This is a genomic window from Brachyspira aalborgi (genome assembly GCF_008016455.1).
GTDB lineage: Bacteria > Spirochaetota > Brachyspiria > Brachyspirales > Brachyspiraceae > Brachyspira > Brachyspira aalborgi.
Genome location: NZ_SAXU01000001.1, coordinates 1,646,986 through 1,673,188, shown reverse-complemented (window position 1 = coordinate 1,673,188; position 26,203 = coordinate 1,646,986). Strand labels below are relative to the sequence as shown.

Sequence of the window (26,203 nt, the reverse complement as noted above, 5' to 3'; positions counted from 1 at the left end):
GTTTAATAGAATATTTTTAATTAATTTTTTGTAAGATTATTAACTGAATTCAAAATTCTTATCATTTAGTAAGTCCCTTACTATCTTTAAAGCTTTATTCTTTTTTATTTCAAAAGCCGTTAAATAGACATTCTTATCTATCCTATATTCTCTTTCTACTTTATATTTTATTCCATTTGATATTATTTTATAATAATCAACATCCACTCTTTGAGGTCCATATTTAAATTCTTTATCATATAAATTTGTGTAAAAACATTTATCTTTAAAATATACTATGCCTTTGTATTTGCCTTTAATATATTTATTTTTATATTCTTTACATTCTCCACTATATTCATTTTTAAAAATTTTATCAAAATCTAATTTCTTATTGGGTATATCTTTAAATTTTCTTGGCTGTTTTATATATCCAAATCCATAAAATTTATTTTTTCCCCATTTTTCTATTGCTAAAATAATTACATCTCCTTTTTCCATTTTTCCAAGAATATTCCAATTATTGCTAACCTTATTACTATCATGATACCCATATTCGTAATGAGATATTACATATTTTCCTTTTTCTAATATTTTCAAGAATTCATAAGGTTCAATTTCTGATTCAAAATTATCTAATTTATGTTTAAATACAAAATACTTCATTAATTACTCCTTTGTTTTAATATATTTCGTATAAAAATTATTATATATAATAATATCAAATATTTTATAAAATACAATAGATTTAAATTTATTTTTTACTATATCAAAATTATATTTAAAAAAAGACGAGGTTTTATATCTGTATTTTTTTATTTAATTAATCAAAATTTTATTTTTCATTTTCAAAATTAATCAATTTATAAAACTGTTCTTTAGTTTTAACACTCTCTTCAAAATAAGGTTTTAAATATTTGAAAGGTATAAAATTAATACTATTTGTAGTTATAGAATTTTCTCCTAAATAGTAAAAATCATTTTCTAATTCTGGAAATTTTTCCCTGAAGTATTTTATATACTCATTTTTTTCCATATCTTTTTTTATATTTTTTAGCTCTTCCAATTCATTTTTAAGTTCTTCTATCTCTTTTTTATTCTTTTCCAATTTATACTCAAGCCCATTTAATTCGCTATACTGACGAGCCGTATCGCCACTATTCTTCCAAACTTTTTCAGCCATAGCTTCCGCTTCTTCTTTGCTTCTATAATGCAATGCGCCATATAAAACGCCGTTTTTTCTCTAATAAAATAATCTTTATACTTCCTTAAACTTTCAAGACTATCCATATTTTTAGATATTTCGGCTTCAAGTTCCGCTACTTTTTCTTCTCTTTCTTTTAATTTATTTTCATATTCTTTCAATCTTTTCTCGTATTCTTCTTTGTTGATAACATTTTTATAATTTATTTTTGATTTAGTTTCTAAATCTATAATATAATAATTAGTATATCTATTATAATCATATATGTTTGTTCCAAATATATAATCTTTACCTGAATAATCATAACCATTATATTCTCTGGAATCATCATCATCAATTTGATATTCAGAACCTAATGCCAATAACCGCCCCATATATCATATAACCCAATATTTTTAGGGTTTATAACATTTGGCAGTTTTAAGCTATTTTCATATGATTGAATGCTCCAAGAACTAAATATTTTTAAATAATCATTATTAATGTCCTTACTAGTGTAATCATAATAATTATCTTCGATTATTTCATCTCCATATCTATTAGTGCCTTTAACCGTTCTTATAGTAAATTCATAATCATTGGTTCTCTGTTTTCCATTTAAATCATAATATTTTAATACTAAATCTCTTTTCGGATTATATAAAGAACCATAATAATAACTATAATAATCTTTAAGCAAATACATTTTTTTATTCGTATAATTATAAATATATTCTTTTTCAATTAAATAATTATTTATATTTAATATATAATTAAAAATATAATAAACAGAAGGCAAATATTGATTATATCCTTTTAAATAATTAGCTTTTCCCTTATATATATATAAACTAAAATTTGCCTGTGCGAATAGATTTATACCCGAAACAAAAATAAATATTAAGATTAATCTTTTCATTTCTACTCCTTTATTTACTTCCCTTAAATTATGCGAAAACTTAAAATAATTAGTGTTAATATATTCGGGTGTAAATTTTACATCGTCTGCGGACTTCCAATGACCTTCATATGTATATAATCTATCTCCTTTTAGTTCAATGCCTAATGTACCTCCCATACCAAACACCGTGACATGGTAAATTGATTTATTTTTACCCACATTTTTTAATAATGTATAATCTACCAATAAACCAGCAAAAGCTACCAACCCATCGCCAGATATCTTTAATTTATTGGAAGAAAAAGTAATCGAAACTAATACATCATCAATATAATTTGTATAAACTTTTCCATCCAATTTTGAAGAAAGTTCTCCTCCATCGCAAGCGTAAATTCCTATCATAGAGATAGTAGTTAAAGTTAGTAAAATTTTAATTGTTGTTTTCATTTTATTTTCTCCTATGTATAAAAATTTAATTAAAATTATTTGTCTTTTTTTATTATGAATAAATATACTCTTACCATAAATATTCCTACCAATAAAAAACCGTTTAATATAAAAGTTTTAAGTATGGTAAAAACGAGAGTGTTTCCTTCCCAAAGCTTCGACACAATCGTCTCGGGATTAGAATTAAAGAATAAGTATATTCCTTGTAATATAAGCAAAATTAAAAGAGCGAAAAATATTACATCAATTTTCTTATTCTCTTTAATCCAAGTTTTTAATGTTTCCAAATCAAATTTCATTTTATTTTCTCCTTGTTTTAAATTAATTAAATATTATTTTTTGATTTTAATTTAGAGCAATTTTCCTCTATGCATTTTACTAATTCAAATAATTTTTCTTTATTCAAATTTGCCATCAATTCATCGTATTCGCCTTTACTTAATTCAAAATTTTTATAAAAATTAGCCGTTATATCTTTCATGAATTTATCTAATTTTTCATCAAATTTTAAAACTTTGCTATTTTTCCTAAAATATATAAATACTTCATAACTATCATTAACCCCAATATAAATTTCTATAACAAATTCACATTCATTATAAAAATATTTAGATAATTCAATACATATATTTATAGTCCAATTAGGCTTAATTATTCTTGAAGATTTAAAAATTTTAGGATTTGCATTTAATTCGTTTTTCAATTCTCTTGCATTCCTTTCTAATTCTTTTCTGACTTCATATACATTAAAATATATGTCTTTTATTTTTTCCGCTTTTTCCTCGTCTTTTAAAAGCTCTATAAATTCTTTGTTCATTGTCGAACCTCCGTAAAAATTATTCATATTCTCTAAAAAATCTTTTAACAAATAAGCGTATTTATTATTATCATTAAGATTTATATTCTTTTCCAATATAGATTTTAATTCTTTATGAGTAATATTAAAAATATTTTTTCTATTTTCATCAATAGATTTTTTGCTTAAAATTACAAAAATAGGTTTCTGTCCGTTTTCTTTTATTTTTTCTATATGATTATAATAATCGTCTATATCGTTAGTGAGCGAAGCGTTTATTTTAGTTTCAATTCCTATAATGTAATTTTCACTTTTTATTAAAATATCTATAAGTTTTCCATTGTCCGTGCTTTCTTCTCTGTTTACTTCCCAAGTTTCTTCATCGTATAAATCTATTTTATCGGATTTAGATTTAAGCAATTCCAATAAACTTTTATAAACTATATTTTTAAAATTATGACTTTCCGAACTATCTAAAAAGAAAGCTAAAACATTATTAAAAACCGTTTCGTAATGTGGAAAACCCGATATTTCAAAAATATTTTTATTTACTTTAGAAAATTCAATATTTGAATATTCCGAAAGAAATTTATCTAATTTTTTATCCATAATTATATCCTTTATTATTTAGTCACAAATTTTCCTTCGGCGTCTTTGAATTTTCCTACGAGTATAACAAATAAATCTATAATTATTATGAGACAATATGCACTTATTCCTACAATTCCCAAACCCGTAACTAAAAATCCAAGCAAAGCGGAAGATAATACCGCCGTTCCCATGCCAACGAAAGCCAAGATAATAGAGACTATAAGAACCGCCCACATAATCAAAGCCTCTTTTACTCTGCCGACATAAAATTTATGCCCGTAAATCTCTCCTAAAAATATGCATAACAACAAGCATGCAATCCAGCTTTTTTCCGAACTGTCGTTATTCTTAATAATTTGTTCTTGAACATTGTTTTGTTCCATTTTTTCTCCTTCGTCTTTCGGCTAAATATTTATTTTTAATTATATTATAACATATAACTAGTATTATACAGTGATACTTGTTTTTATTTTTCCCAAAAATATTTTGTATATAAAAATGTGAATAAAAACATTTAATTGAATAAACGATTTTATTAAATATGAACTCAAAATAAATATAATAGTTTTTATAATTAATAAGTAAACATAAACTTGAAAAAAGTTTAAAGTGATACTGAGCTGAGCTGAGCTGAGCTGCTGCAGAATTTATTGTTTATATTATCACCATTTACTTTCATGATTGAAATTATAACATTTTTAAAAATAAATGTCAAGCATTAAATTAAAATTTTTTTAAGCGAAAAATTATAAAAAATCCGTAAGAGATTAAAAACTCCTACGGATTAGTTAGCGTTTATAAGTTTGTTTTATCTTTCTTTTAAGAACCTAAAACTCCGCTGATTAAGAACGCCGTAGCGAAAGAAACGATGGCGTAAAGTTCTGGGAATACGGCTACTATTATAGTATTACCGAATACATCATAACCATTGCCTATAGCTTCAACTCCGTTAGCGCAAACTTTACCTTGATATATTGCGGAAACTAAACAAGCCAAACCTACCGCAATGCCCGCTCCCAATATGGCGGCGCCTTGAAATATTGTAATATCGGCGGTTAAGTAAGGCTGCATAATGAAGAATGCCGCAAAACCGTAAAGCCCTTGCGTTCCTGGAAGAGCGCTCAATACTAGACAACTACCAAAAGCGTCTTTATTTTTCTTTAACGCTCCTACAGTTGTCATAGCTGAAATAGAAGTTCCTACCGCGCTTCCTACTCCAGACAAACCTACCATTAATCCCGCTCCTATATATCCCAATAAAAGCGCTGTGTTCATTGTAAAACCCATAATAAAATCTCCTTTTTTAGATTAATTATAATTTTCTATATTAAATATTTTTTCAAACTATTTTAAGCAACCTTTTTTAAAGGTTTATATTCTTTTCCGCCTCCTTCAAAACCTACATTATTGTAAAACTCAACAAATGTAAGCCTCAAAGGATGCACCATAGCTCCGAGTATATTCAAAGCAAATATGGCGACATGTCCTAAGACTAAAAATGCAACCATAATAACTATGCCAACTCCAGGTATCGCCTTAAAGCTTGTCCCAATTTGATTTATAACCAAAGCGAGTATTGAACCCGAAGCTCCCAAAGCGAATAAACGAATATACGATAAAGTATCGCCCATTATGCCCGTAGCCGCAAAGTAAATGCCGAGTATAGAATTCAATATATCGGGCTTTTTGCCTATATTCGACAATATTGAAAGAAGAATTACGCCGACAAGCATGAGAACATAATATATTTTATCGAACTGTTTTATAACTTCCATATTTTGCATATCGCCTAAAAACCATAAAACAAGTCCAGGAATTAATAAAAGTTTTCCTATAGCCGCTAATATATCTCCAATATCGCTTGTTTTAATTCTATCTATAACTCCGACAATCAAAGCGAAGAATATATGCAAAACTCCAACTAAAAGAGCGGTATTAAACGGAGTTAAAAACCAATTCTCTTTTGTGTCTGTAATTAGCAAATATTTATTTAAAGTGGCAAATAAAGGTATATCCGTTTTTGAAGCGATTGTCACTCCAAATACGCTTCCGCCGTTAATAATGCCCATTATAATTGTGCAAATTCCCAAAGTTAAAGCAAGTATTCCAACTCCTCTCATTTTTCCTTTCAAAACGCTAAATAAACCTATAATAGACATTATAGTTAAAACCAATCCGTATCCCGAATCTCCGAAACAGAAAGAAAAGAATAAAGGATAAAAAACCGCTATCATAGGAGTCAAATCTATCTCAAAATAATTTGGCAATTGGAATAATTTTGTGATAAGTTCGTAAGCGCTCGAATATTTATTATTCTTAAGCTCAACGGGAACATTATCAGATTTTGAAGGCTCTTCAAGTATATAAGCGATTTTTTTCTCGTCTAAAAATAATTTTGTTTCAACTTCTTTATCTTTAGGAATATAAGCTTCAACATAAAGTATTTTTCCTTCGGTAGATTCGCTTGCTATAAAACTTTCTTTAGCTTCTTCAAAATGATTATATATATTCAAATTATCAATTTCTTTGTCTATAGCGTTTATGTAAACTTGACTCTTTATTATCTCATTATCGTTATTTTCAATTTCGCTTTCTATTTTTGAAATCTCTTTAATTATATCGTCATAAGATTTTGAAGGCATATTAACAATATCAAAAGTTAAATTTTCTTCCGTATTCTTTTTCTTAAATACGATAAAATAAACTTTTCCGCTTTCTTCTTTAATAGGATAAGCGAATATATCTTTTAATGAAGAAAAATCATAATCGTTAAATTCTCTAATCGTAGAAGAATAAAATAATATATTGTATTCCGTTTTCTCTTGCAATTCTTTAATTTTATTAAAACTAAAATTGCCGAAAGGAGCTATTATTGAAAGTTCTTTTTTCAAAATTTCTCTTTCGGTTTTTAATTTATCGGTAGCTTGAGATATTGATAAAATATTTTCTATAACTTCTAAAGCTTTTTTTGAAGTATTTTCCGCTTTCAAATTTGAAGTGTCTTTTTTTAGTTTTTTAGCTTCCGATAAAGCCAAATTAATTATAGATTTAGCTCTAATCGCTTCGTTCTTTTTAGATACAATATTTTCTATATTATCGCTTGAAACTCCATTTGCAATTTCTATATGAACCAATCCTAATGAAGCCAAATCTTTTAAAGTTTTTTCTTTATCTTCGTGAAAAACAAAGAGAGAGAGTTTTTTCATCTTTCTAATCATAAAGACGCCTCCTTTGCTCTGTTTCTTTCTTTTACTATCTTTTGCGAAGATTTGCTTAAATTATCCTCGTCTTCCATATATCTTTTAATCTTTATTATAGCCATTCTGTATTCGGGAATTTGAACTTTCTCATAAAGATTAACTTTTTGAGTGGTTTTCTTTCTTGCATAAGCCAAAGCGTTTAATCTTGCTTCTGTCATTTCAATTCTTATCTGAATAGTCATTAATCTTTCAAACATGCTAATCGCTAATCTTATCCAAGAAGGCATATTAAAAAGACTAATCTGTTCTAATGCAAAATCAATTTTATTTAAGATAGCCACTCTAACTCCCGCAATATTTTTCTGCTCGGATATGATATTTCTAATCTTTACAATTTTAGGAAATTCCGTCCAAAAACCGTTATAATTTTGATTTTCTTTAACTATCATCTCATATTCTTCTTTAAGCAAATCAATTTCAGCCGTTATTTTTCTAACCTCAAGACGAAGAGCGGCTTCTTTACTTTTTAAAGTAGGCAAAGCTTTTTCTCTTATTGAAAGTTGTCTTCTAAGATTTTGCAAAGCCGTTTTATTATATTGAAATTTTAATGCCATTTTATTTACCTTTTACAATATACAAAATTAACTTGCCCATTTTCCGTATTTTTCAACCAAAGAGTCTTTAACTCCAACTTCCGCTTTACTGAAATATTTAGACATAAGCTCCCAACCTGTTTCAAGCATCTCGTCTATTTTAATATTAATATCTATGGCAAGCAATCTTTCAGAATATTCGTTTGAGAATTTTAAACATCTTTCGTCATATTCCGTTAAATCAAAACCGTTTTCTTTTTTCATTTTTGCATTAGCCGCATCCGAGTAAAGACGAACTAAAGTATTCATAACGGTTGGATGGTCTTCTCTCGTTTTCTTTCCTATAACCAACTGTTTTAAACGCGAAAGACTTCTAAATGGGTCGATAATTGTTTTACCAATATCGGAATCTCTTCTTAAATATAATTGCCCTTCCGTAATATATCCCGTATTATCGGGAACTGCATGAGTAATATCTCCCTCATTCAAAGTAGTAACGGCAATAATCGTTATTGAACCGCCATCAGGAAATTGCGCCGCTTTTTCGTATATTTTAGCAAGGTCGGAATATAAAGAGCCAGGCATAGAGTCTTTTGAAGGAATTTGGTCCATCTTATTTGAAACTATAGCCAAAGCATCCGCATAAAGAGTCATGTCGGTAAGCAAAACTAAAACTTTTTCTTTATGTTCTACAGCGAAATATTCTGCAGCCGTGCAAGCCATATCGGGTATTAAAAGTCTCTCAACCGCAGGGTCGTCCGTTGTATTTACAAAACATATAATTTTATCTAAAGCGCCCGCTTCGGTAAATGTATTTTTAAATGATAAATAATCGTCATTTGAAAGTCCCATACCGCCCAAAATAATTTTATCCGCTTCCGCTCTAATTGCAACTTGAGCCAAAACGGCGTTATAAGGTTGGTCTGGGTCTGCAAAAAACGGAATTTTTTGTCCTGTAACCAAAGTATTATTTAAGTCTATTCCTGCAATACCTGTGGCTATAAGTTCCGAAGGCTGTTTTCTTCTAACAGGATTAACCGAAGGTCCGCCTATATCGACTTCTTTACCTTCAATTTCCGCTCCTCCGTCTATTGGCTCTCCGTAAGCGTTGAAGAATCTTCCTGCAAGAAGTTCGCTAACTTTAAGTCTTGGAGGTCTTCCTAAAAAGACAACTTCCGCATTTGTAGGAATTCCTTCAGTTCCTTGAAAGACTTGAAGAGTCACTATATCTCCTATCATTTTTACAACCTGAGCTGGGCGTCCGTCTACTAAAGCCATTTCATCGTTTCCAACATTTTCGGCTCTTAAAGCTACGGTTGCTTTTGTAATTTGAACTAATTTTGTATAAACTTTTTGAAACGCTTTAGGCATGAGCTATACTCCTTTCGGCAAATATTGATTCCATTTCAGCCGTATATTTTTTATGTTCGTCTGATTGATAAACCGAATAATTCATTTGTTTAAAAGCGTTAATAAGTCTTCTAAAATAAGTTCCTACTTCGCTATAATCGTCAAATCTATAATCGGCTTCAACCACTTTCATTACTTGATTTAATAATTCTTTTTGTCTATCTATAGGGCAGTTTTTATCGACTTTATCAAAAGCGTCCTGCTGTAAGATAACGAAGTCTATTAGCTCCGCTTTCCATAATCTTTGATGATATTCCAAAGGAACTGCATCGTCTCCAAGAATGCTTATTTGGTCGCTTGCTTCCTGTCCTTTTCTTGCTATATCTTTTGCTTTAATAACTTTATCAGACCAACCTTTTTCTATATTGCTGTCTGCAAATTCCACGAATTCTGGATATTCTATATATTTAGAATAAGAATCCAAAGGGTCAACGGCTGGATATCTCTTACTATCCGCTCTTTTTTGAGATAAGGCATAGAAACATCTTGCAGCTTTTCTGGTAGATTCTGTTACAGGCTCTTTTAAGTTTCCGCCCGCAGGAGATACCGTTCCTATAAATGTAATAGAACCCGTCTCACCATTATTCAAATAAACGAATCCCGCTCTTGCATAGAAACTTGAAATAATAGCTGGCAAGTCAATAGGAAATGCATCCTGTCCTGGCAATTCTTCAAGTCTGTTTGACATTTCTCTTAAAGCCTGCGCCCAACGAGAAGTTGAATCGGCAAGAAGAAGAACTTTAAGCCCCATTGAGCGATAATATTCTGCAACCGTCATTCCCACATAAACCGAAGCCTCACGAGCCGCAACGGGCATATTTGAAGTATTACAAATAATTGTCGTTCTTTCCATCAAACTTCTTCCCGTTCTTGGGTCTATAAGCTCAGGAAATTCAGTAAATATTTCAACAACTTCATTAGCTCTCTCTCCGCAAGCCGTCATTATAATCAAATCGGCGTTTGCATTTGTTGCCAAAGCATGTTGTAAAACTGTTTTTCCCGCTCCAAAAGGTCCTGGAATAAAGCCCGTTCCTCCTTCGGTAATAGGGTTAAATGTGTCTATCGTTCTAACTCCCGTTTCTAACAATTTGAAAGGTCTTGGTTTTTCTCTAAAAGATTTAATTGCAAGTTTTACGGGCCAAGTTTGAACCATAGTCACTTCCGTTTTATCTCCATTATGAGATTTAACAACGGCAAGAACATCGGATAAACCGTAAGAACCAGCGGAAACCACACTTTCTACAGTTCCCTTTCCTTCAAATTTAAAAGGAACCATTATTTTATGGTCAATCCATCCTTCCTTAATAGCTCCTATCCAATCTCCAGCTTGAACTTCGTCTCCAACTTTAGCTATAGGAGTAAAATCGTATCTTGCTTCTTTGTTTTCGGCGAGATTATTATACTTTCCTCTTTCTAAAAATACGCCTTGCAATTTATCAAGGTCGTTTTGTAATCCGTCAAAGTTTTTACCTAAAAGTCCAGGTCCTAATTCAATTTCAAGCATTGAACCCGTAAACTCTACGGAATTGCCTAATTTTACGCCTCTTGTCGACTCGAAAACCTGAGCGCTTGCGCTTGTCCCAGCGATTTTAATAACTTCCGCCATAAGTCTTGCTTCGCCGCATGACACATAGCATATTTCATTTTGAGAAACAGGTCCGTCAACCTCTATCGAAATTAGGTTTGATATTATAGCAGTTACTTTACCTTTAGTCATTTCAATCTCCTAATTAAATATACAAACTACATAGCAGACGCTTCGCTTTTTAAAGAATTTACAAGCGTCTGTAAATGTTTCTTACCTTCTTCTTCATTCCTTCCGTTAATACTAACGGCATAGGTTAAATTTATATAATAAGCAAAAAGATTATCCGTAGTAAATGATTTTATAGAAGTCAATCTATCTAAAAATCCATTAACTAAAGAACATTCTACATTTTCTAAATTATAAGGGTCGGCTTTATCGGAAGAATTAAAAGTATCTATTATATTATTTATATACGGAATTTCTCTACCCAATCCAAAATCCGCAGCGCTTGATTTAGTCAACGCGGATATTAAAGGATAATCTCCTATTAATTCTTTTGAAATTTCATCTCCGCTAAATCCTAAAGCCTTTCCATTTAATGCCGCCAATATATTTTTCAAATTTCGCATGAATAAAGCATATTCTCTTATAAAAGCGTTTCCTGTTTGTATCATTTCTTCATAATATAAACTTAAAAGACTATTTTCTATATGCCTTATATTTTCCCATTCGGTATTTTTATTATCTTCTAAAAATTTAACCATATAATTAGGCAAATTTGAAAGATTAGCATACTTTTGAATTTCTTCTTTAGAAAATATCGAAGGCTCTAAATGAACAGAATAAGGACTAAATAATCCTTTAGACAAAGCTATAGCGTTTACCAAATTTTTATTGTCATTTTGATAGATAAAATAATTAAATAATTTTATATCTTTATCGCTCAAATTAGACAATATATTTTGAGTAATTTCATTAATATCATATTTAGCCTTTGAATCTGAAAGTTTAACTTCAGGCAAGCCAGATATAAGATAATAATATGAACCCATGCTTTTTAATCCTCTTACTTACTAAAAACTACTTCTTCCGTTTTTGCTTTTATGAAATCGCTGAAAAATTCAACGAAATCTTCATCTGTAAATTGCATTTGATAATTTCCGCCATCTGGCACGATTCTAAATCCGTTAGAAAGTTTTTTATCAAAATTAATCGTTGCATTTTTAATAGCGCTTTTTATGGATTTTTCAAATGCGGAATCTATATCGCCTTTTTTAGATTCTGGAAAGTAAACGGCAACATCTCCCGAAGAAACATCCCATTTTTTTACAACTTCAAGAATTAAATCTTTCAAAAAATTAGTGTCGGCAAAAGCGCCTTTTAAACCGTCTTCCAATACGGAAGCGCTAACCAATTCTTTAATTTTTTGCTTTAATACGCTTATTGATTGCTCGCCCGCCATACGAACATCTGTTATAGTGTTTTTTTTCAATTCTTCAGCTTTTCTTTCGGCTTCTTTAATAATTTCTTCCGATTTAGCTTCAGCGTCTTTTAATATTTTGTCGGCTTCGCTTTTAGCGTTTGAAATAATTTCTTCCGCTTTCTTATTAGACTTCTCAACGCCATCTTGATATACGCGTTCAAGAAGAGAATCAAGTTTTTTATCTTCAGCCATAATAACCCCTTAACTTATAATTAATTTTATGAAATAAAGATTTATTATTTAATAACAATAACAACAATTTTAACAATGATAAAAAAAAATGTCAAGCGTTATTTTTAAATTTTTTTAATAAAACTTTAAAATAACTCTATTTTAAGTTATAATTTAAAAGATTTTTTAAATATTTATATTTTGGGGCTTATAAATGAATAAAGAAAAAGGAATATCTAAAATTTTAATTGATGAAAAGCAAATAAACGAAAAAGTTAAAGAATTGGCAAAAAGAATATCGGACGATTATAGAAAAAAAGAAAATGCTCCTTGTTTGGTAGGTTTGCTTAAAGGCTCTTTTATTTTTATAGCCGATTTATCAAGATATATAGACATTCCAATAGAAATAGATTTTATGATAGTTTCAAGCTACGGAAATAATAAAATAGGTTCTGAAATAAAAATTTTGAAAGATATTGATGTTCAATTATCGGGTAGAGATGTTATCATTGTTGAAGATATTATTGACACAGGTTATACATTAGAAAAAATTTGCGAAGTTTTACAAATTAGAAATATCGCTTCTTTAAAAATATGCGCGTTATTAAATAAACCTTCAAGAAGAAAAGTAAATATAAATATAGATTATAACGGATTTAATATAGAAGATGAATTTGTCGTAGGATACGGAATAGATTACGCTCAAAAATATAGAAACCTCAATTATATTGGAGTAGTTGAATAATAAACGGAATAAATAAAATCTATGATTAAAAATATTATTATTATAGGAGCGGGCGATGCGGGAAAAATGCTTGCTAAAGAAATATTGTATTCTAAAAAAAATAAAGATTATAATATTCTATGCTTTTTGGACGATGACGAAAATAAAAAAGAAATTTGTTCTATAAAAGTAAAAGGAAAAATAAACGATATCGAAAAAATTGCAAAAGAATATAAATCTAAAAATATAAATATAGACGAAATAATAATTGCCATTCCCACATTGAAACAAAAAGAACTTGAAAAAATATTAAATTCAATATCAAGCGTGGGAATAAAACATAAAATAGTTCCTGGAATTTTTGAAATTATAAGAGGAAATTTTTCATTAAAAGATATTAGACGACTCGAACCTTCTGATTTGCTCGGAAGAGAAGAAATCGGTTTTGACGAAAAAGAAATATACGATTATTATAAAAACAAAGTCGTATTAGTTACAGGCGGAGGCGGTTCTATAGGAAGCGAACTTGTCAGACAATTAATAACTTTGCCCGTTAAAAAAGCAATCGCTCTTGAAATTTCCGAAAACGCGATTCATTCTTTGATAATGTCGATAAACTTGTCAGAAAATAAAGATAAATTTAAATATATAATTTCAAATGTTAGAGATTATATTAAAATCGACAAAACATTGAAAGAATACAACCCCGATATAATATTTCATGCGGCGGCTTATAAACATTTGCCATTTATGGAAGAATATCCCGAAGAAGCGATAAAGAATAATATACTCGCTACGGAAAATATAGCGACTTTATCTATAAAAAATAATATAAAAAATTTTGTATTCATATCAACCGATAAGGCAATTCGTCCAACTTCTTTAATGGGAGCGAGCAAAAGAATTTGCGAAAGGATGATAATATCTTTTTCGCATGAACAAAATAATACAATATTCAAAATAACGAGATTCGGAAATGTATTGGGAAGTAGCGGAAGCGTTATTCCTGTTTTTGAAAGTCAAATAAAAGAAGGAAAAGCGATAACCGTAACTCATCCCGAAATGGTTAGATTTTTTATGTCAATTAGAGAAGCGGCAAGATTGGTTATAAAAGCATGCGCTTTAAATAATGGAACAATATTTACTTTAGATATGGGAAAGCCTGTTAAAATACTTGACTTGGCTAAAAATATGCTGAAAGTTTACGGATTAAACGAAAATGATATTCCTATAGTTTTTACGGGAATAAGAGAAGGCGAAAAATTGTTTGAAGAGATTTTAACTGACGATGAAACTTTGATTCCGTCTCAATATAAAAAATTATTTATAGCAAAAGATACTGTTAAATGCTTGACTCCCGAAGAAAGAAAAATTATGATAGAAGAATTTGATTTTGCTTCTTTGTATGCTGATAAAGAAAAGATAAAAAATCTTATGCGAAAGTATATTGAAGAATACAGCGGATAAATTTTTTATAAAATTCAATTATAAAGAAAATAAAAAAGAGACTTACAAAATTGCAAATCTCTTCTATAAATAATTTAATTAATCAAATCTTTTTTTATTTTTTCGGATTTTCAAATAAATGTTTAATATCCGTTTTCTCCCAAGTAAAGTCGGCGTCCTCTCTGCCGAAATGTCCATAAGCCGTAGTTTTTTCGTATATTGGTCTTCTCAAATCAAGATGCTTTATTATTCCCGCTGGAGTTAAATCAATCTGTTTTGAGATTATAGCCGCTAAAACCTCGTCATGCACTTTGCAAGTTCCAAAAGTGTTTACATAAACCGAAAGCGGTTCTGGAACTCCGATAGCGTAAGCAAATTGCACTAAAGCTCTGTCCGCTATACCGCTTGCAACAATATTTTTTGCAACATATCTCGCCATATAGCAAGCGCTTCTGTCCACTTTTGTCGGGTCTTTTCCGCTGAAAGCTCCTCCTCCATGCGCTCCATGTCCGCCGTAGCTATCGACTATTATTTTTCTGCCTGTAAGTCCGCAGTCGCCCATTGGTCCGCCTACTACAAATAAACCCGTAGGATTGATATAATATTTTGTATTTTCATCGAGCATATTTTTAGGGCATATTTCGTTTATAACATGCTTTTTTATATCTTCCTCTATTTGTTTATGCTCTATTCCTTTGGCATGTTGAGTGGATATTACAACCGCTTCTATTCTTGCGGCTTTTCCGTCTTTATATTCGATTGTAACCTGACTCTTTCCGTCTGGTCTTAAATAATCTAATATATTTTCTTTTCTCACTTTTGCCAATCTTTCGGCGAGTCTATGAGCCAAATGAATCGTTAAAGGCATAAAAGTTTCCGTTTCGTTTATAGCGTATCCAAACATTATACCTTGGTCGCCCGCTCCTTCGCTTTTATTGCCTTCGTCTTTGTTAAATAAGCCTTTTCCTACGCTTACTCCCATATCGATATCGGGAGATTGTTCATGTATAGATTCCATAACGGCGCAAGTATCGGCATCAAATCCCATATCGCTGCTTGTGTAACCTATTCGTCTAACCACTCCTCTTGCGATTTTTTGATAATCCAATTTCGCTTTTGTAGTGATTTCGCCCGCCAAAATAAGCATGCCCGTTTTAGCCAAAGTTTCGCATGCGACTCTCGAATGCGGGTCTTGTTTTAAACATTCGTCTAAGACTGCATCGCTTACGGCATCGCAAATCTTATCAGGATGGCCTTCCGTTACAGACTCGGAAGAGAAATAATAATTTTTAATTTCTGCCATAGTTTTACCTCTTTTTTTAAAAATATAATTCCGATTATTATATAATACGATATATAATTAGTCAAATTATTTATAATAACGATAAAAATATAAAAAATCTGTTTAAAACTATTATTAGGTTTTAAAACTTTAATATATGTTATTATTTAAGTATTTTATAATTAAATAAATTTTAGTTTAAATAATAATTTTTATACTTGACAAAATATTAAATATAATGTAAATTAACTTATAGTAAATTTTGATTATAATAAAAATGATTTAATAATTATATTTTGATTTTTAATTTAGTTTTTTAAGAAAGGAGAGAAAATGAAACGAACTTATCAGCCAAGTAAGTTACGCCGAGCTAGAAAATTTGGTTTTTTTAAGAGAATGGCAACAAAACATGGAAGAGATATTCTAAAGCGTAGAAGAAGAAAAGGCAGATATAGATTAACTGCCGCTGACGAATAATATTAAACGAATAGGTAAGTGAATAGGAATAATAAATTATTAACAAATGATTTTGGAAATTTTGTTAATAAAGTTTCATCTAAAATATACTATAAAGAAAGATTGAAAAAGAGAAACGATATAGTTGTTTTCTTTGAAAATAAAGCCGATTTAAGAAAATCAGTTAATTACTTCTATACGATTTTAGGATTAAAAAATAATCGTTCCTATTCAAGATTTGCGGTTGCCGTTAAAAAAAATAAATTAAATTCGGTAAAGAGGAATAGAGCAAAGAGAATTGTTAGGGAAATATACAGAACGGAAAAGAGTAAAATTCCAGCGGGATATGATTATTTTATTATAGTAAAGAAAATTAATTTATATTCGCTTGAGGATTGCAAAACTAATTTATTGAAGTTATTTCAGAGGTTTAAATAATGTTGAAAAAAGTAATTTTATTTTTAATTTTTTTATATCAAAAAGCGATATCGCCTTATTTAAAACCTTCATGCCGATATATTCCATCTTGTTCGGAGTATGCTAAACAATCGGTTATGAAATACGGAGCTATAAAGGGGAGTTTTCTGGCAATGTTGAGAGTAATAAGATGTAATCCTTTGGCAAAAAAGATATATGACCCCGTTCCGTAATGTTTTATTACGAAGGGGCTTTTTTTATTTTAGGTTTAACGGAGATTTTAAGGAGCTTAATAAAGATTTATGGATAATGGAAAAAGAATGGCTATAGCGATTGGACTTTCCGCTATAATATTATTTTTATATATGTTTTATCAATCAAAAACTATTAAAACGGTTTCTACTTATCAAAATATAAATACAAATATCGCTTTAAATCAAACTAACGATAATGAAGAAAATATAAATACGCTTTTAAATACTTCGAGTATGCAAAAAATAGATTATACAAACAGTTTAACAAACGAATTAAATGAACAAATTAAAACTTTAGAAAACGAATATGTTATAGCAAAATTTAAAAACGGCGCTTTATTTTCTTACGAATTAAAAAATTATTATAAACAAGATATTCCTAAAGAAGCCACAAACGAAATAGTAGATATGGTTGGACAAGTTTATCAAAATATTTATCCTTTTACTTTAACTTTTCAAAATCTCTCAAATTCAATAGCCGTCCAAGAAAATTTAAATTATAATATAATTGAAACAAATAACGAAACTATAAATTATATTGCCGAAGCGGTTATAGAAAATGTTCCCGTTAGAATAAAGAAAAGTTTTGCATTCGGAGAAGACCCTTATCAATTAAAAAATACTGTTATTATAGAAAATACGAGCGATAAAGATTTGTCTATTTATTATTCATATTTTTTAGGAACGGGAATCGGACCTTATAGAACGGATAAAAATTCCGTGAGAGAAGACGCTACGAAAGCTCAATATTTAATAAAAGGAAATGGAAAATCAAAAATTCTTTTAACGGGCGATATAGTAAAAGAAAATATAATTTCAAGATTATTTGGTTCAAGAGGCTCAAAAACTAATTCAATGCGATATAATATATACGAAGGCGAAGACAAATGGGTTGCGTTAAATAATAGATATTTTGCGGTTATATCAAGTCCGCCTCAATCTAACACAACTTTTGAAACAATGACATTTTCTCGTCCTACAACTAACGAATACAGAAACGATTTTCATTTGGCAAATTTAGTTTCAAAGCATATTATTAAAGCGGGAAATTCTATTACAGATAATTATTCGGTTTATATGGGACCTAAAATGCGAAGATTATTTGCAAAATATTATCTTGAAGAATCCTACGAATCTATATTTCAAGAGTCTTTTTTGGGACTTAATTTAAGACCTTTAACATATATTTTGGATATTATGCTAAACTATTTATACAACATTACTAAAAATTACGCTTGGGCAATAATATTATTTACTCTTTTATTTAAAATTGTAACCTATCCTTTAAATCATGCTTCTTATAAATCAATGAGAAGGATGCAACTTGTTAATCCGAAAATAGAGAGAATAAGAGAACAATATAAAGATAATCCAGAAAAATTGAATGTGGAAATAATGGCAATTTATAAGAAAGAAAAAATTAATCCTTTGGGCGGATGTTTGCCTATGCTTTTGCCTTTTCCTCTTCTTATAGCTTTTTTCTATTTGATGCAGTCAATGGTAGAATTAAGAAATACGCCTTTTTTATGGATAACGGATTTGTCCTCTCCCGATAAATTATTTGTATTTCCTTCGGGAGTTCCGATATTAGGAGGACTTAATTTTAATTTCTTTCCTATACTTATGGCAATAACGAGCTACTTAAGTATGAAACTTCAGCCGTCTTCAAACGCGGGAGCTTCGGGTTCTGCGGCGACTCAAATGAAAATGATGACGACTATATTTCCGCTTATGATGCTTTTATTGTTTTATAATTTTGCAAGCGGATTAGCGTTATATTGGACGGCTCAAAATATATTTGCCGTAGCTCAACAATTTATTACGGCAAAGTTATTGAATAAAAATGAAAATAATATTATTGAAGGAGAAAAAGAAAAGAAATCAAGCAAAACAAAAAATAAGAAAAAAATAAAAAAATAAAAAATTATAATTATTTAAGGAGGTAATTATGTTAGTAAAAGAATTTAGCGGTAAGTCGGAAAAAGACGCCGTAAACAAAGCGCTTGAAGAGTTAAATCTTACGGAAGAACAAATTAGAATCGAGGTTGTCGAAAAAGGAAAGCGCAATCTATTTGGAATAGGCGAAGAATTGCCTACCGTAATAAGAGTTTATTATGAAGAAATATCTGAAAATCTTGGAGAGTTCAAATCTATTATAGCTGACATATTAAAATATATGGGAATCAACGGCGAGATAAACGCTAAAGAAGAAAGCGGAAATAAAATATATATAAATATCTCTACTGAAGATTCGGGAGTGCTTATAGGAAAAAAAGGCGCTACTTTAGAGGCTTTACAATTTTTAATTTCGTTAATTGTCTCTAAAAATTTTAATGACGGCAATGAAAGACATGTTATATTAGATGTGGACGGATACAGAGAAAGGCGAGAAGAAACCTTAAAACATATGGCGCGTCAAGCGGCTCAACAAGCTAAAAAAACAAGAAGAGCGGTTATATTAGAGCCTATGTCTCCTTATGAAAGAAGAATCATACATGTTGAATTGCAAAAAGACCAGGATGTTGAAACTAAAAGCGATGGAGAACCGCCATACAGAAGAGTAAAAGTTTTTTCTAAAAATGCCAACTTCAATAATAGAAGATATAATAACAATAATAATAGAAACAGAAACTCTTATAAACCGCATTACAAGAATAAATAATTTGACTTAAAAATCCGTAATAAATTTTGATTTTAAAATTTTAATCTTAATTTATTACGGATTAAATTTTATCTATTAAAAGCCTTAAATCTTTTTCGTTTATTATTATATTTGCTTCTTTTTTTAAAATTTCTTTAGAGCAGAAAGCGACTCTATTTTTCGCATGCTTAAACATACTCAAATCGTTCGCTCCGTCTCCTATAACAAGAGTATCGTTATAAGGAATATTAAGCAATTTTTGTAAAGCCAAAAGCATATTTCCTTTACTGTCTGAAAACATCATCTCGCCTCCGACTTTTCCCGTTAGAATATTATTCTTTGTATGGAATATATTTGAAAATTCTCCGTCTAATTTTAATTTTTCGACAAATATTGAAGTAGCGTTTTTAAATCCACCAGAAAAACAAACGCATTTATAATTTTTATTTTTTAATTCTTTTATAGTTTCTTCTGCTCCGTTCATAATTGGAAGAGATTCGCATATTTCATTTACTTTTTTTAATTTCATTCCTTCAAGCAAAGCGACTCTTGAAATTAAACTTTCAAAAAAATCAATCTCTCCTTTCATTCCTTTTTCTGTAATTTCTTTTATTTCTTTATAATATTCGGTTTCTTTGGATATTATGTCTAAAGTCTCTCCGTCCATTAGAGTGGAGTCAAAATCGAAAACGGCTAATTTCATTTTAAAATAATTCCTTAAAATTATTATACATTTAATTTAATGCACTTCGGATTATGAACTCCTTCTATTTTAGATATTTTATTTAACATCTCTTCGCTTAAAGCCGTGTCGATATCTATAACCATTATTGACATATCGCTTCCTTTAATATTTTGCGAAACATTCATTGAGCCTATATTAATATTCTCTTCGCATAAAGTATTTGCAACTTTCGCAACCATAGCGACTTGATTTATATGCGGAACTATAAGAATATGCTCGTTTGGTTTTATTATAACATCGTAATCGTTTAATTTTACTATTCTTGCAATATTTTTCGCTATTAAAGAAACGGATACGCTATTAGTTTCAATATCGGTTGTCATTTTAACTTTTAATAAACTTGTAAAACTTGAAGGCGCTTCAGATTTTATAATTTTTATTTCAATTCCTCTTTGCTTTGCTAAAAAAGGAGCGTTTACATAATTTACATCATGAAATATAGAAGATAAAGCGCCTTTCAATATAGCGACTTCCAAAGGCTCGATATCTAATTTTATAAGCTCTCCATACGCCGTTATTTCAAACGATTTTATTTTTCCTTTTGATATCTGCCCTATAATCTCGCCTGCATTTTCAGAAATATTCATATAATCTTTAACAGGCTCTAATTTTTCAGGATTAAGAGAAGGAATATTAACTGCAGAATCTGTATAACCTCCCGATAAAACTTTTTTAATTTGAGAAGCGACATCTAAAGCTACATTAATTTGGGCTTCTTTAGTGCTTGCGCCAAGGTGAGGAGTTAGAATTATATTATTACCGTTATAATGAATCAAAGGACAAGTTTCAATTTTTGGCTCATTTTCATAAACATCAATCGCCGCCGCCGAAATTTGTCCGTTTTCCAAAGCTTCTTTTAAGTCGTTTTCATTAACCAAACCGCCTCTCGAACAGTTGATTATTATAGCGCCTTTTTTCATTTTATTTATATTTTCTTTATTTATTATGTTAATCGTGTCGGAAGTTTTCGGTATATGAATAGAAAGATAATCAAGAGTCTTCAAAAAATTATCTAAAGATGTTTCGTATAAAGCTCCTTTTTTATTAACCATTTCCTCATTTGCAAAAGGGTCGTAAACTATAACTTTCATTCCAATTGACAAAGCGATATTTACGACTTTTCTTCCTATTCTTCCAAATCCCATCACTCCTAAAGTTTTTCCAAAAAGTTCAGTTCCCGTGAAAGCGTCTCTATTCCATTTTCCTTCTTTAGTGGATTGAGAAGCTGGGACAATATTTCTTGAAATTGCAAGCATTAAAGCGATAGTATGCTCCGATGCGGCTATCGTGTTTCCGTCAGGCGAGTTTACTACAATTATTCCTTTTTCGGTTGCAGAATTAACATCGATATTATCTACTCCGACTCCCGCTCTTCCTATTATTTTTAATTTTTTTCCCGCTTCGATTATATTTCGGTTTACTTTAGTTTGGCTTCTAACCATTAAAGCGTCATATTCGCCGATTATTTTTATTATCTCCTCTTCGCTCATAGTCGGAAGAAAAACCGCTTCGGCAGTTTCGGATATTATATCCTTTACGCATTTGTTTATATTATCTGTTATCAATACTTTCATTTAATAATTCTCCGTTTTAATTATTTATTCAATTCTTCAATTAATTTTTTAACTCCGCTTCCAACATTAAATTTATAACCTAATTTTATAAGGCTCGCTTCCAAAGAACCTACAGCCATAATTAAATCTCTTTCCGATACAAAGCCCAAAGTTCCAATTCTGAATATTTTATTTTCCAAATTTCCTTGTCCGTTTGCAACTATTATATCATAATCGTCTTTAAGAGTTTTTCTAATATCTCGAACGGTTATATTTTCTGGCGGAAGTATAGATGTTATTGAATGGCTTGCATTTTTATCGTCTTCAACTAAAAGTTTTAAACCAATCTCTCTTATTGCGTTTCTTAAAGCTAAAGTAAGTTTTTTATGTCTTTTATTAATATTTTCAATTCCTTCTTCTCTAATCATTTTTAAAGAAGTATGGAGAGAGCAAATTAAATTAACCGCTGGAGTAAAAGGTGTAGTATCTTTAGACAAAGATTTTTTATGTTCGCTCCAATTAAAATAAAAACTTGGAAATTTGCAATTTTCATGCATCTTAAAAGCTTTTTCGCTTGCAGTTAAAAATGAAAGTCCTGGCGCAATCATAAATCCTTTTTGCGAACCCGAAACCGCGACATCAATATTCCATTCGTCAGTTTTAAACTCCATCGCGCATAAACTCGTTATGCCATCGACTACAGATAAAGCTCCATGATTTTTTATTATTGAGCATAAAGTTTTAATATCGTTAGCCGCTCCCGTAGAAGTTTCGCTATGAGTGAGAGTGACGATTTTTATATCTTTATTTTTATTTAATTCTTCTTCCAAAATTTCTGGCTTTATTATATCTCCCGCTTTCGCTTCTATTTTTATAACTTCAGCTCCGCGCGATTTTGCAATTTTTTCCCATCTTGCTCCGAAATTTCCGATTGACAAACATAAAACTTTATCGCCTTCGTTTATTAGATTTTCCAAAGCTCCGCACATTGCTCCTGTTCCGCTCGCCGTAAATAAAAAGACATCGTTTTTAGTTTGAAATACATATTTTAAATTTTCAAAAACTTCTTTTAAAATATTTGAAAATTCTTTACTTCTATGAGCCATAGGATGTTTTGCCATTTCCATTAAAGCGGATTCTGGCACGGGAGTAGGTCCTGGTATCATTAAAAAAGTTTTATCTTTCATTTTAGCCTCTCATTAAAAAATTAAAATTTTAGAATTTAAAATTATAAATATATAATAATATAGAAAAAAATATTTTTGTCAATACTATATATAGAATTCGATAATAAAATATTTTATAAAATTTTTGTTTGTTAAAATAAGTATGAAATGTATTAAAATAAATAATTTCTTATAAATTTTTATAATTTTTATAGTTTTGCCTCTTGTTTATTTTTTGTATATAATATATTATATAAATATAGAAATCAAAGGATATATCTTATGAAAAAATATATAATATTAATAATATTTTTATTATACTCTATCAATATATTTGCGGTTAATTTTGAAACGGGTTTATACGCTTCGGTAGGTTTAAATATAAATATTTTTGAAAGAGAAGAATCTGGAATTATTAAATATGGTTCTAAAACTAAAGGTTTTATAGGCGGAGAATATGGAATTCTTGGAAATATTGGAGCAAATTTCGATATTCCAAATGCCACTTTAAAAAGTATTAGCGCTTTAATTGATTTCGGATATTATAAAACTATACTTTCAAAAATAATTGAACCCGATAAACCTTATTTTACATTTTTTGATGTGTTTAATTTAGGTTTTTTAGGCAAACTTAATTTTAATAATAACTTTTCTTTTGGTATTGGAGCTGGGGTTATGTTTCCGTTTTCAGGTTTTACTCTCGATAGCAATGACAATACGAAAAGATTTAATTATGGCTATATAAAAGACAACTATACTAAAACCACGATGCCGTATATAAAATTAGTTTTTGAAGGAATACATTATTTAAAAGAAAAATTATTGTTTATATACGGAGCGAGTTTATCTTATAATTTTGGTATGGAATATAAAAACCCTACTATGAGTTGGTATAATGAAAACGGCTCTTTAATAACTTCTTATGATAAAGAACAATATTCTTATATAAATATTTCTATATTTGCTGGAATATCTTTTGGACGCTCTAAATAAAATTTTGGTTTTAAACTATAATGTTTTACCTCCTAAATAAAATACCCCGTAAAAATGCGGGGTTATTTTTTGTGTATTGTTATTGTGAGGTAATTAATATTTGAAAAAGTTATTTTAAATATTTGGGTTTATTAAATAAGTGAATTTTATTAAAAGTGGATTGCTTCGGACTTCGTCCTCGCAATGACATAGCAAAAAATAGTAGATTGCCACGCTATCGCTCGCAATGACTGTTTAAATAAAAAACATAAACAATATAAATTAAAACATTATTAGACTATTTTTTTATTTATTATAGTATATAATATAAATAGACTTTAATTTATAGGCAGTTTATGAGAATATTAATTGCAATAACAAGCTCAATATCGGCATACAAAATTCCCGTTCTTGTAAGTATGTTGAAAAAGCAAGGGCATGAAATAATTTGCGCCGTGACTAAAAACGCGGAAAATATGCTTGGAGTTAAAGCTTTGGAAACTATGAGCGGAAATCATGTTATAAGAAATATTTGGAAAGAAGAAGACCCGCTTATTCATATAAATATTAATAAAAAAACGGACGCTTTATTAATCGCTCCGATAGACGCTAATATGATTGGAAAAATTGCAAACGGAATTTATGACGATAGCATAAGCACAATTGCATGCGCGTATACGGGAAGAAAATTATTCGCTCCCGCGATGAATCCTTATATGTGGCTTAATAAAACCGTTCAGAAAAATGTTAAATATATGATAGAAGAATTAAATTTTGAAATGATAGAACCCGAAAGAGGAACTATGGCTTGCGAAGAGGACGGAATCGGAAGGCTTGCATCTTTTGAAACTATAATAAATAAACTGACTAATAATAAATACGGCGATATAAGATTTACGATAACGGCTGGAGCTACTAAAGAATGGATAGACCCGATAAGATATATAACAAATAGCTCAAGCGGAAAAATGGGCGAGGCTTTATATAATCAAATAAATTCTAAAAACGGAAATATTATTTACATAGAAGGAAGCGTTTCAAATCCTTTAATTACTAATTCTAAAAATAGAAAAGTAAAAGTTGAAACTACAGAAGAATTAAAAGAAACGGTTTTAAGCGAATTAAAAAATACGGATATATTATTTATGGCTGCAGCGCCTTTAGATTTTAAGCCTGCAAAAACATTTGATAAAAAAGTAAAAAAGCAAAATATAAATAATATAGAACTTATACAAAACGAAGATATACTCGCTCTTACTAAAGATGAAAAATCGGAAAAAACTTTAATCGTATCTTTTGCCGCCGAAACTGCCGAAACCGAAGAAGAATTAAAAAAATATGCCATAGATAAAATGGAAAGAAAAAACGCCGATATGATTGTAGCTAATAATATTAAAGACGCTATAGGAAAAGATACGAATAAGATAACGATATTTTTTAAAGACGGAAGAGTTGAATATTTTCCAATTTTAAGCAAAAAAGAATGCGCAAAAGAAATTGTAGATATAGCGGTAGAAGAATGGCGAAATAAAAATAATAATTAGGAATTTTTTATGAGTAATAATTTATACGAAATAAAAAATATAAGCAAGATTTACGGGCATGGCAGAGGAGCTACTCAAGCGCTTAATTCTATAAATCTAACTATAGAAGAAGGAAAATTAACGGCAATACTTGGACCTAGCGGTTCGGGTAAAAGCACTTTGCTTAATATATTGGGCGCTTTGGACAAACCTACAAGCGGACATGTTTTATTTTTAGGCGAAGATATTTCAAATTATAGCAATAAAGAATTGTCGAAATTTAGAAGGGAAAATATTGGTTTTGTTTTTCAAAGTTATAATTTGCTTCCAAATTTAACCGCTTTAGAAAATGTTGAATTCTCTACAGAAATAACGGGACTTCCGAGAGAAAACGCCGAAAACGCTTTAAAATTATTAGGACTTGAAAACAGAATAAAACATTATCCAACTGAACTATCGGGAGGCGAACAACAGAGAGTAAGCATTGCAAGAGCGATTGCCAAAAAACCTAAAGTAGTTTTATGCGACGAGCCTACGGGAGCTTTAGACAATAAAACGGGAATAATGGCTTTAAAAACATTGAGAGATTTAAATAGAGATTTTGGAACGAGCATAGTTTTAATTACGCATAGTAAAGAAATATCTAAAATGGCGGATACGGTTATAAAGATTTTAAACGGAGAGGTTGTAGAAAGGTTTGATATAGAAAATCCTTTAAATCCAGAATATATAGAATGGTAAT

General features: G+C 29.6%; 28 protein-coding genes. 10 read left to right on the top strand and 18 right to left on the bottom strand.

Features of this window, described 5'->3' with window-relative positions; all coding sequences use genetic code 11:
- Positions 1-39: 39 nt before the first annotated feature.
- The 14 genes from EPJ79_RS07545 to EPJ79_RS07480 all read right to left on the bottom strand — a co-directional run bounded on the left by EPJ79_RS07545 (position 40) and on the right by EPJ79_RS07480 (position 12,303).
- Positions 40-645 carry a hypothetical protein gene (locus tag EPJ79_RS07545; RefSeq protein ID WP_147739026.1) on the bottom strand — a complete coding sequence of 202 codons (606 nt, stop codon included), beginning with the start codon at positions 643-645 and terminating at the stop codon, positions 40-42.
- 169 nt (positions 646-814) lie between these two features.
- Positions 815-1,162 (bottom strand): hypothetical protein, encoded by a 348-nt coding sequence (locus EPJ79_RS07540; protein WP_147739025.1) that lies wholly within the window; start codon positions 1,160-1,162, stop codon positions 815-817.
- Positions 1,105-1,557 (bottom strand): hypothetical protein, encoded by a 453-nt coding sequence (locus EPJ79_RS07535; RefSeq protein ID WP_147739024.1) that lies wholly within the window; start codon positions 1,555-1,557, stop codon positions 1,105-1,107. Before EPJ79_RS07535 ends, EPJ79_RS07540 begins: the two co-directional genes overlap by 58 nt.
- A complete protein-coding gene (locus EPJ79_RS07530; protein ID WP_147739023.1) occupies positions 1,536-2,510 on the bottom strand; it encodes a hypothetical protein in 975 nt (324 codons plus the stop codon). Before EPJ79_RS07530 ends, EPJ79_RS07535 begins: the two co-directional genes overlap by 22 nt.
- Before the next feature lie 35 nt (positions 2,511-2,545).
- On the bottom strand, positions 2,546-2,809 hold the full coding sequence (locus tag EPJ79_RS07525) for a hypothetical protein (protein ID WP_147547494.1): 264 nt from the start codon (positions 2,807-2,809) through the stop codon (positions 2,546-2,548).
- 26 nt (positions 2,810-2,835) lie between these two features.
- The gene (locus EPJ79_RS07520) at positions 2,836-3,915 is read right to left on the bottom strand and encodes a PD-(D/E)XK nuclease family protein (RefSeq protein WP_147739022.1); all 1,080 of its coding nucleotides are present in this window, start codon (positions 3,913-3,915) and stop codon (positions 2,836-2,838) included.
- A 14-nt stretch (positions 3,916-3,929) separates the two neighbouring features.
- Positions 3,930-4,280, bottom strand: a complete 351-nt coding sequence (locus EPJ79_RS07515) for an NINE protein (RefSeq protein ID WP_147739021.1) — start codon at positions 4,278-4,280, stop codon at positions 3,930-3,932.
- Positions 4,281-4,716: 436 nt separating this feature from the next.
- Complete coding sequence (locus EPJ79_RS07510) at positions 4,717-5,184, bottom strand: ATPase (protein WP_147527609.1); 468 nt, start codon at positions 5,182-5,184, stop codon at positions 4,717-4,719.
- Positions 5,185-5,246: 62 nt separating this feature from the next.
- The gene (locus EPJ79_RS07505; RefSeq protein WP_147739020.1) at positions 5,247-7,115 is read right to left on the bottom strand and encodes a V-type ATP synthase subunit I; all 1,869 of its coding nucleotides are present in this window, start codon (positions 7,113-7,115) and stop codon (positions 5,247-5,249) included.
- Positions 7,112-7,711: a V-type ATP synthase subunit D gene (locus tag EPJ79_RS07500; RefSeq protein WP_021957692.1), complete on the bottom strand. Its 600-nt coding sequence runs from the start codon at positions 7,709-7,711 to the stop codon at positions 7,112-7,114. Before EPJ79_RS07500 ends, EPJ79_RS07505 begins: the two co-directional genes overlap by 4 nt.
- A gap of 27 nt (positions 7,712-7,738) precedes the next feature.
- Positions 7,739-9,061 (bottom strand): V-type ATP synthase subunit B, encoded by a 1,323-nt coding sequence (locus EPJ79_RS07495; protein ID WP_147739019.1) that lies wholly within the window; start codon positions 9,059-9,061, stop codon positions 7,739-7,741.
- Positions 9,054-10,817 carry a V-type ATP synthase subunit A gene (locus tag EPJ79_RS07490; RefSeq protein ID WP_147739018.1) on the bottom strand — a complete coding sequence of 588 codons (1,764 nt, stop codon included), beginning with the start codon at positions 10,815-10,817 and terminating at the stop codon, positions 9,054-9,056. The genes EPJ79_RS07495 and EPJ79_RS07490 overlap by 8 nt, the downstream gene beginning before the upstream one ends.
- A gap of 26 nt (positions 10,818-10,843) precedes the next feature.
- The gene (locus EPJ79_RS07485) at positions 10,844-11,680 is read right to left on the bottom strand and encodes a DUF2764 family protein (RefSeq protein WP_147739017.1); all 837 of its coding nucleotides are present in this window, start codon (positions 11,678-11,680) and stop codon (positions 10,844-10,846) included.
- A gap of 14 nt (positions 11,681-11,694) precedes the next feature.
- Positions 11,695-12,303, bottom strand: a complete 609-nt coding sequence (locus EPJ79_RS07480; RefSeq protein ID WP_147561461.1) for a V-type ATP synthase subunit E — start codon at positions 12,301-12,303, stop codon at positions 11,695-11,697.
- Positions 12,304-12,496: 193 nt separating this feature from the next.
- Here EPJ79_RS07480 and hpt point away from each other — a divergent pair, with 193 nt between their 5' ends.
- Together hpt and EPJ79_RS07470 are read left to right on the top strand one after the other, a co-directional pair.
- Positions 12,497-13,027: a hypoxanthine phosphoribosyltransferase gene (hpt, locus tag EPJ79_RS07475; protein WP_147739016.1), complete on the top strand. Its 531-nt coding sequence runs from the start codon at positions 12,497-12,499 to the stop codon at positions 13,025-13,027.
- Between the two features lie 21 nt (positions 13,028-13,048).
- Positions 13,049-14,473 carry a nucleoside-diphosphate sugar epimerase/dehydratase gene (locus EPJ79_RS07470; protein WP_147739015.1) on the top strand — a complete coding sequence of 475 codons (1,425 nt, stop codon included), beginning with the start codon at positions 13,049-13,051 and terminating at the stop codon, positions 14,471-14,473.
- Positions 14,474-14,567: 94 nt separating this feature from the next.
- Here EPJ79_RS07470 and metK read toward each other — a convergent pair whose 3' ends face one another.
- Positions 14,568-15,755, bottom strand: coding sequence for a methionine adenosyltransferase (gene metK / locus EPJ79_RS07465; protein ID WP_147561493.1), 1,188 nt, complete (start codon positions 15,753-15,755; stop codon positions 14,568-14,570).
- A gap of 312 nt (positions 15,756-16,067) precedes the next feature.
- Here metK and rpmH point away from each other — a divergent pair, with 312 nt between their 5' ends.
- From rpmH to jag, 5 genes are all read left to right on the top strand, one after another.
- Positions 16,068-16,211, top strand: coding sequence for a 50S ribosomal protein L34 (rpmH, locus tag EPJ79_RS07460; protein WP_021958902.1), 144 nt, complete (start codon positions 16,068-16,070; stop codon positions 16,209-16,211).
- Between the two features lie 18 nt (positions 16,212-16,229).
- Complete coding sequence (gene rnpA / locus EPJ79_RS07455; RefSeq protein ID WP_147739014.1) at positions 16,230-16,628, top strand: ribonuclease P protein component; 399 nt, start codon at positions 16,230-16,232, stop codon at positions 16,626-16,628.
- The gene (gene yidD, locus EPJ79_RS07450) at positions 16,628-16,840 is read left to right on the top strand and encodes a membrane protein insertion efficiency factor YidD (protein WP_021958904.1); all 213 of its coding nucleotides are present in this window, start codon (positions 16,628-16,630) and stop codon (positions 16,838-16,840) included. The genes rnpA and yidD overlap by 1 nt, the downstream gene beginning before the upstream one ends.
- Positions 16,841-16,909: 69 nt before the next feature.
- A complete protein-coding gene (gene yidC / locus EPJ79_RS07445) occupies positions 16,910-18,781 on the top strand; it encodes a membrane protein insertase YidC (protein ID WP_147739013.1) in 1,872 nt (623 codons plus the stop codon).
- A 28-nt stretch (positions 18,782-18,809) separates the two neighbouring features.
- A complete protein-coding gene (jag, locus tag EPJ79_RS07440; protein WP_021958907.1) occupies positions 18,810-19,523 on the top strand; it encodes an RNA-binding cell elongation regulator Jag/EloR in 714 nt (237 codons plus the stop codon).
- A gap of 61 nt (positions 19,524-19,584) precedes the next feature.
- Here the strand turns inward: jag and serB are convergent, their stop codons facing one another.
- Genes serB through EPJ79_RS07425 form a run of 3 tightly spaced genes read right to left on the bottom strand, consistent with a single transcriptional unit; the run spans position 19,585 to position 22,987 of the window.
- A complete protein-coding gene (gene serB / locus EPJ79_RS07435) occupies positions 19,585-20,205 on the bottom strand; it encodes a phosphoserine phosphatase SerB (RefSeq protein ID WP_147739012.1) in 621 nt (206 codons plus the stop codon).
- 23 nt (positions 20,206-20,228) lie between these two features.
- Complete coding sequence (gene serA / locus EPJ79_RS07430) at positions 20,229-21,821, bottom strand: phosphoglycerate dehydrogenase (RefSeq protein WP_147739011.1); 1,593 nt, start codon at positions 21,819-21,821, stop codon at positions 20,229-20,231.
- 20 nt (positions 21,822-21,841) lie between these two features.
- The gene (locus EPJ79_RS07425; protein ID WP_147739010.1) at positions 21,842-22,987 is read right to left on the bottom strand and encodes a pyridoxal-phosphate-dependent aminotransferase family protein; all 1,146 of its coding nucleotides are present in this window, start codon (positions 22,985-22,987) and stop codon (positions 21,842-21,844) included.
- 261 nt (positions 22,988-23,248) lie between these two features.
- Between EPJ79_RS07425 and EPJ79_RS07420 the strand changes: the two genes are divergently transcribed.
- The 3 genes from EPJ79_RS07420 to EPJ79_RS07410 all read left to right on the top strand — a co-directional run bounded on the left by EPJ79_RS07420 (position 23,249) and on the right by EPJ79_RS07410 (position 26,202).
- The gene (locus EPJ79_RS07420) at positions 23,249-23,959 is read left to right on the top strand and encodes a hypothetical protein (protein WP_147739009.1); all 711 of its coding nucleotides are present in this window, start codon (positions 23,249-23,251) and stop codon (positions 23,957-23,959) included.
- A 335-nt stretch (positions 23,960-24,294) separates the two neighbouring features.
- Complete coding sequence (coaBC, locus tag EPJ79_RS07415; RefSeq protein WP_147739008.1) at positions 24,295-25,482, top strand: bifunctional phosphopantothenoylcysteine decarboxylase/phosphopantothenate--cysteine ligase CoaBC; 1,188 nt, start codon at positions 24,295-24,297, stop codon at positions 25,480-25,482.
- A gap of 9 nt (positions 25,483-25,491) precedes the next feature.
- Complete coding sequence (locus tag EPJ79_RS07410) at positions 25,492-26,202, top strand: ABC transporter ATP-binding protein (protein WP_147526167.1); 711 nt, start codon at positions 25,492-25,494, stop codon at positions 26,200-26,202.
- Position 26,203 lies beyond the last annotated feature (1 nt).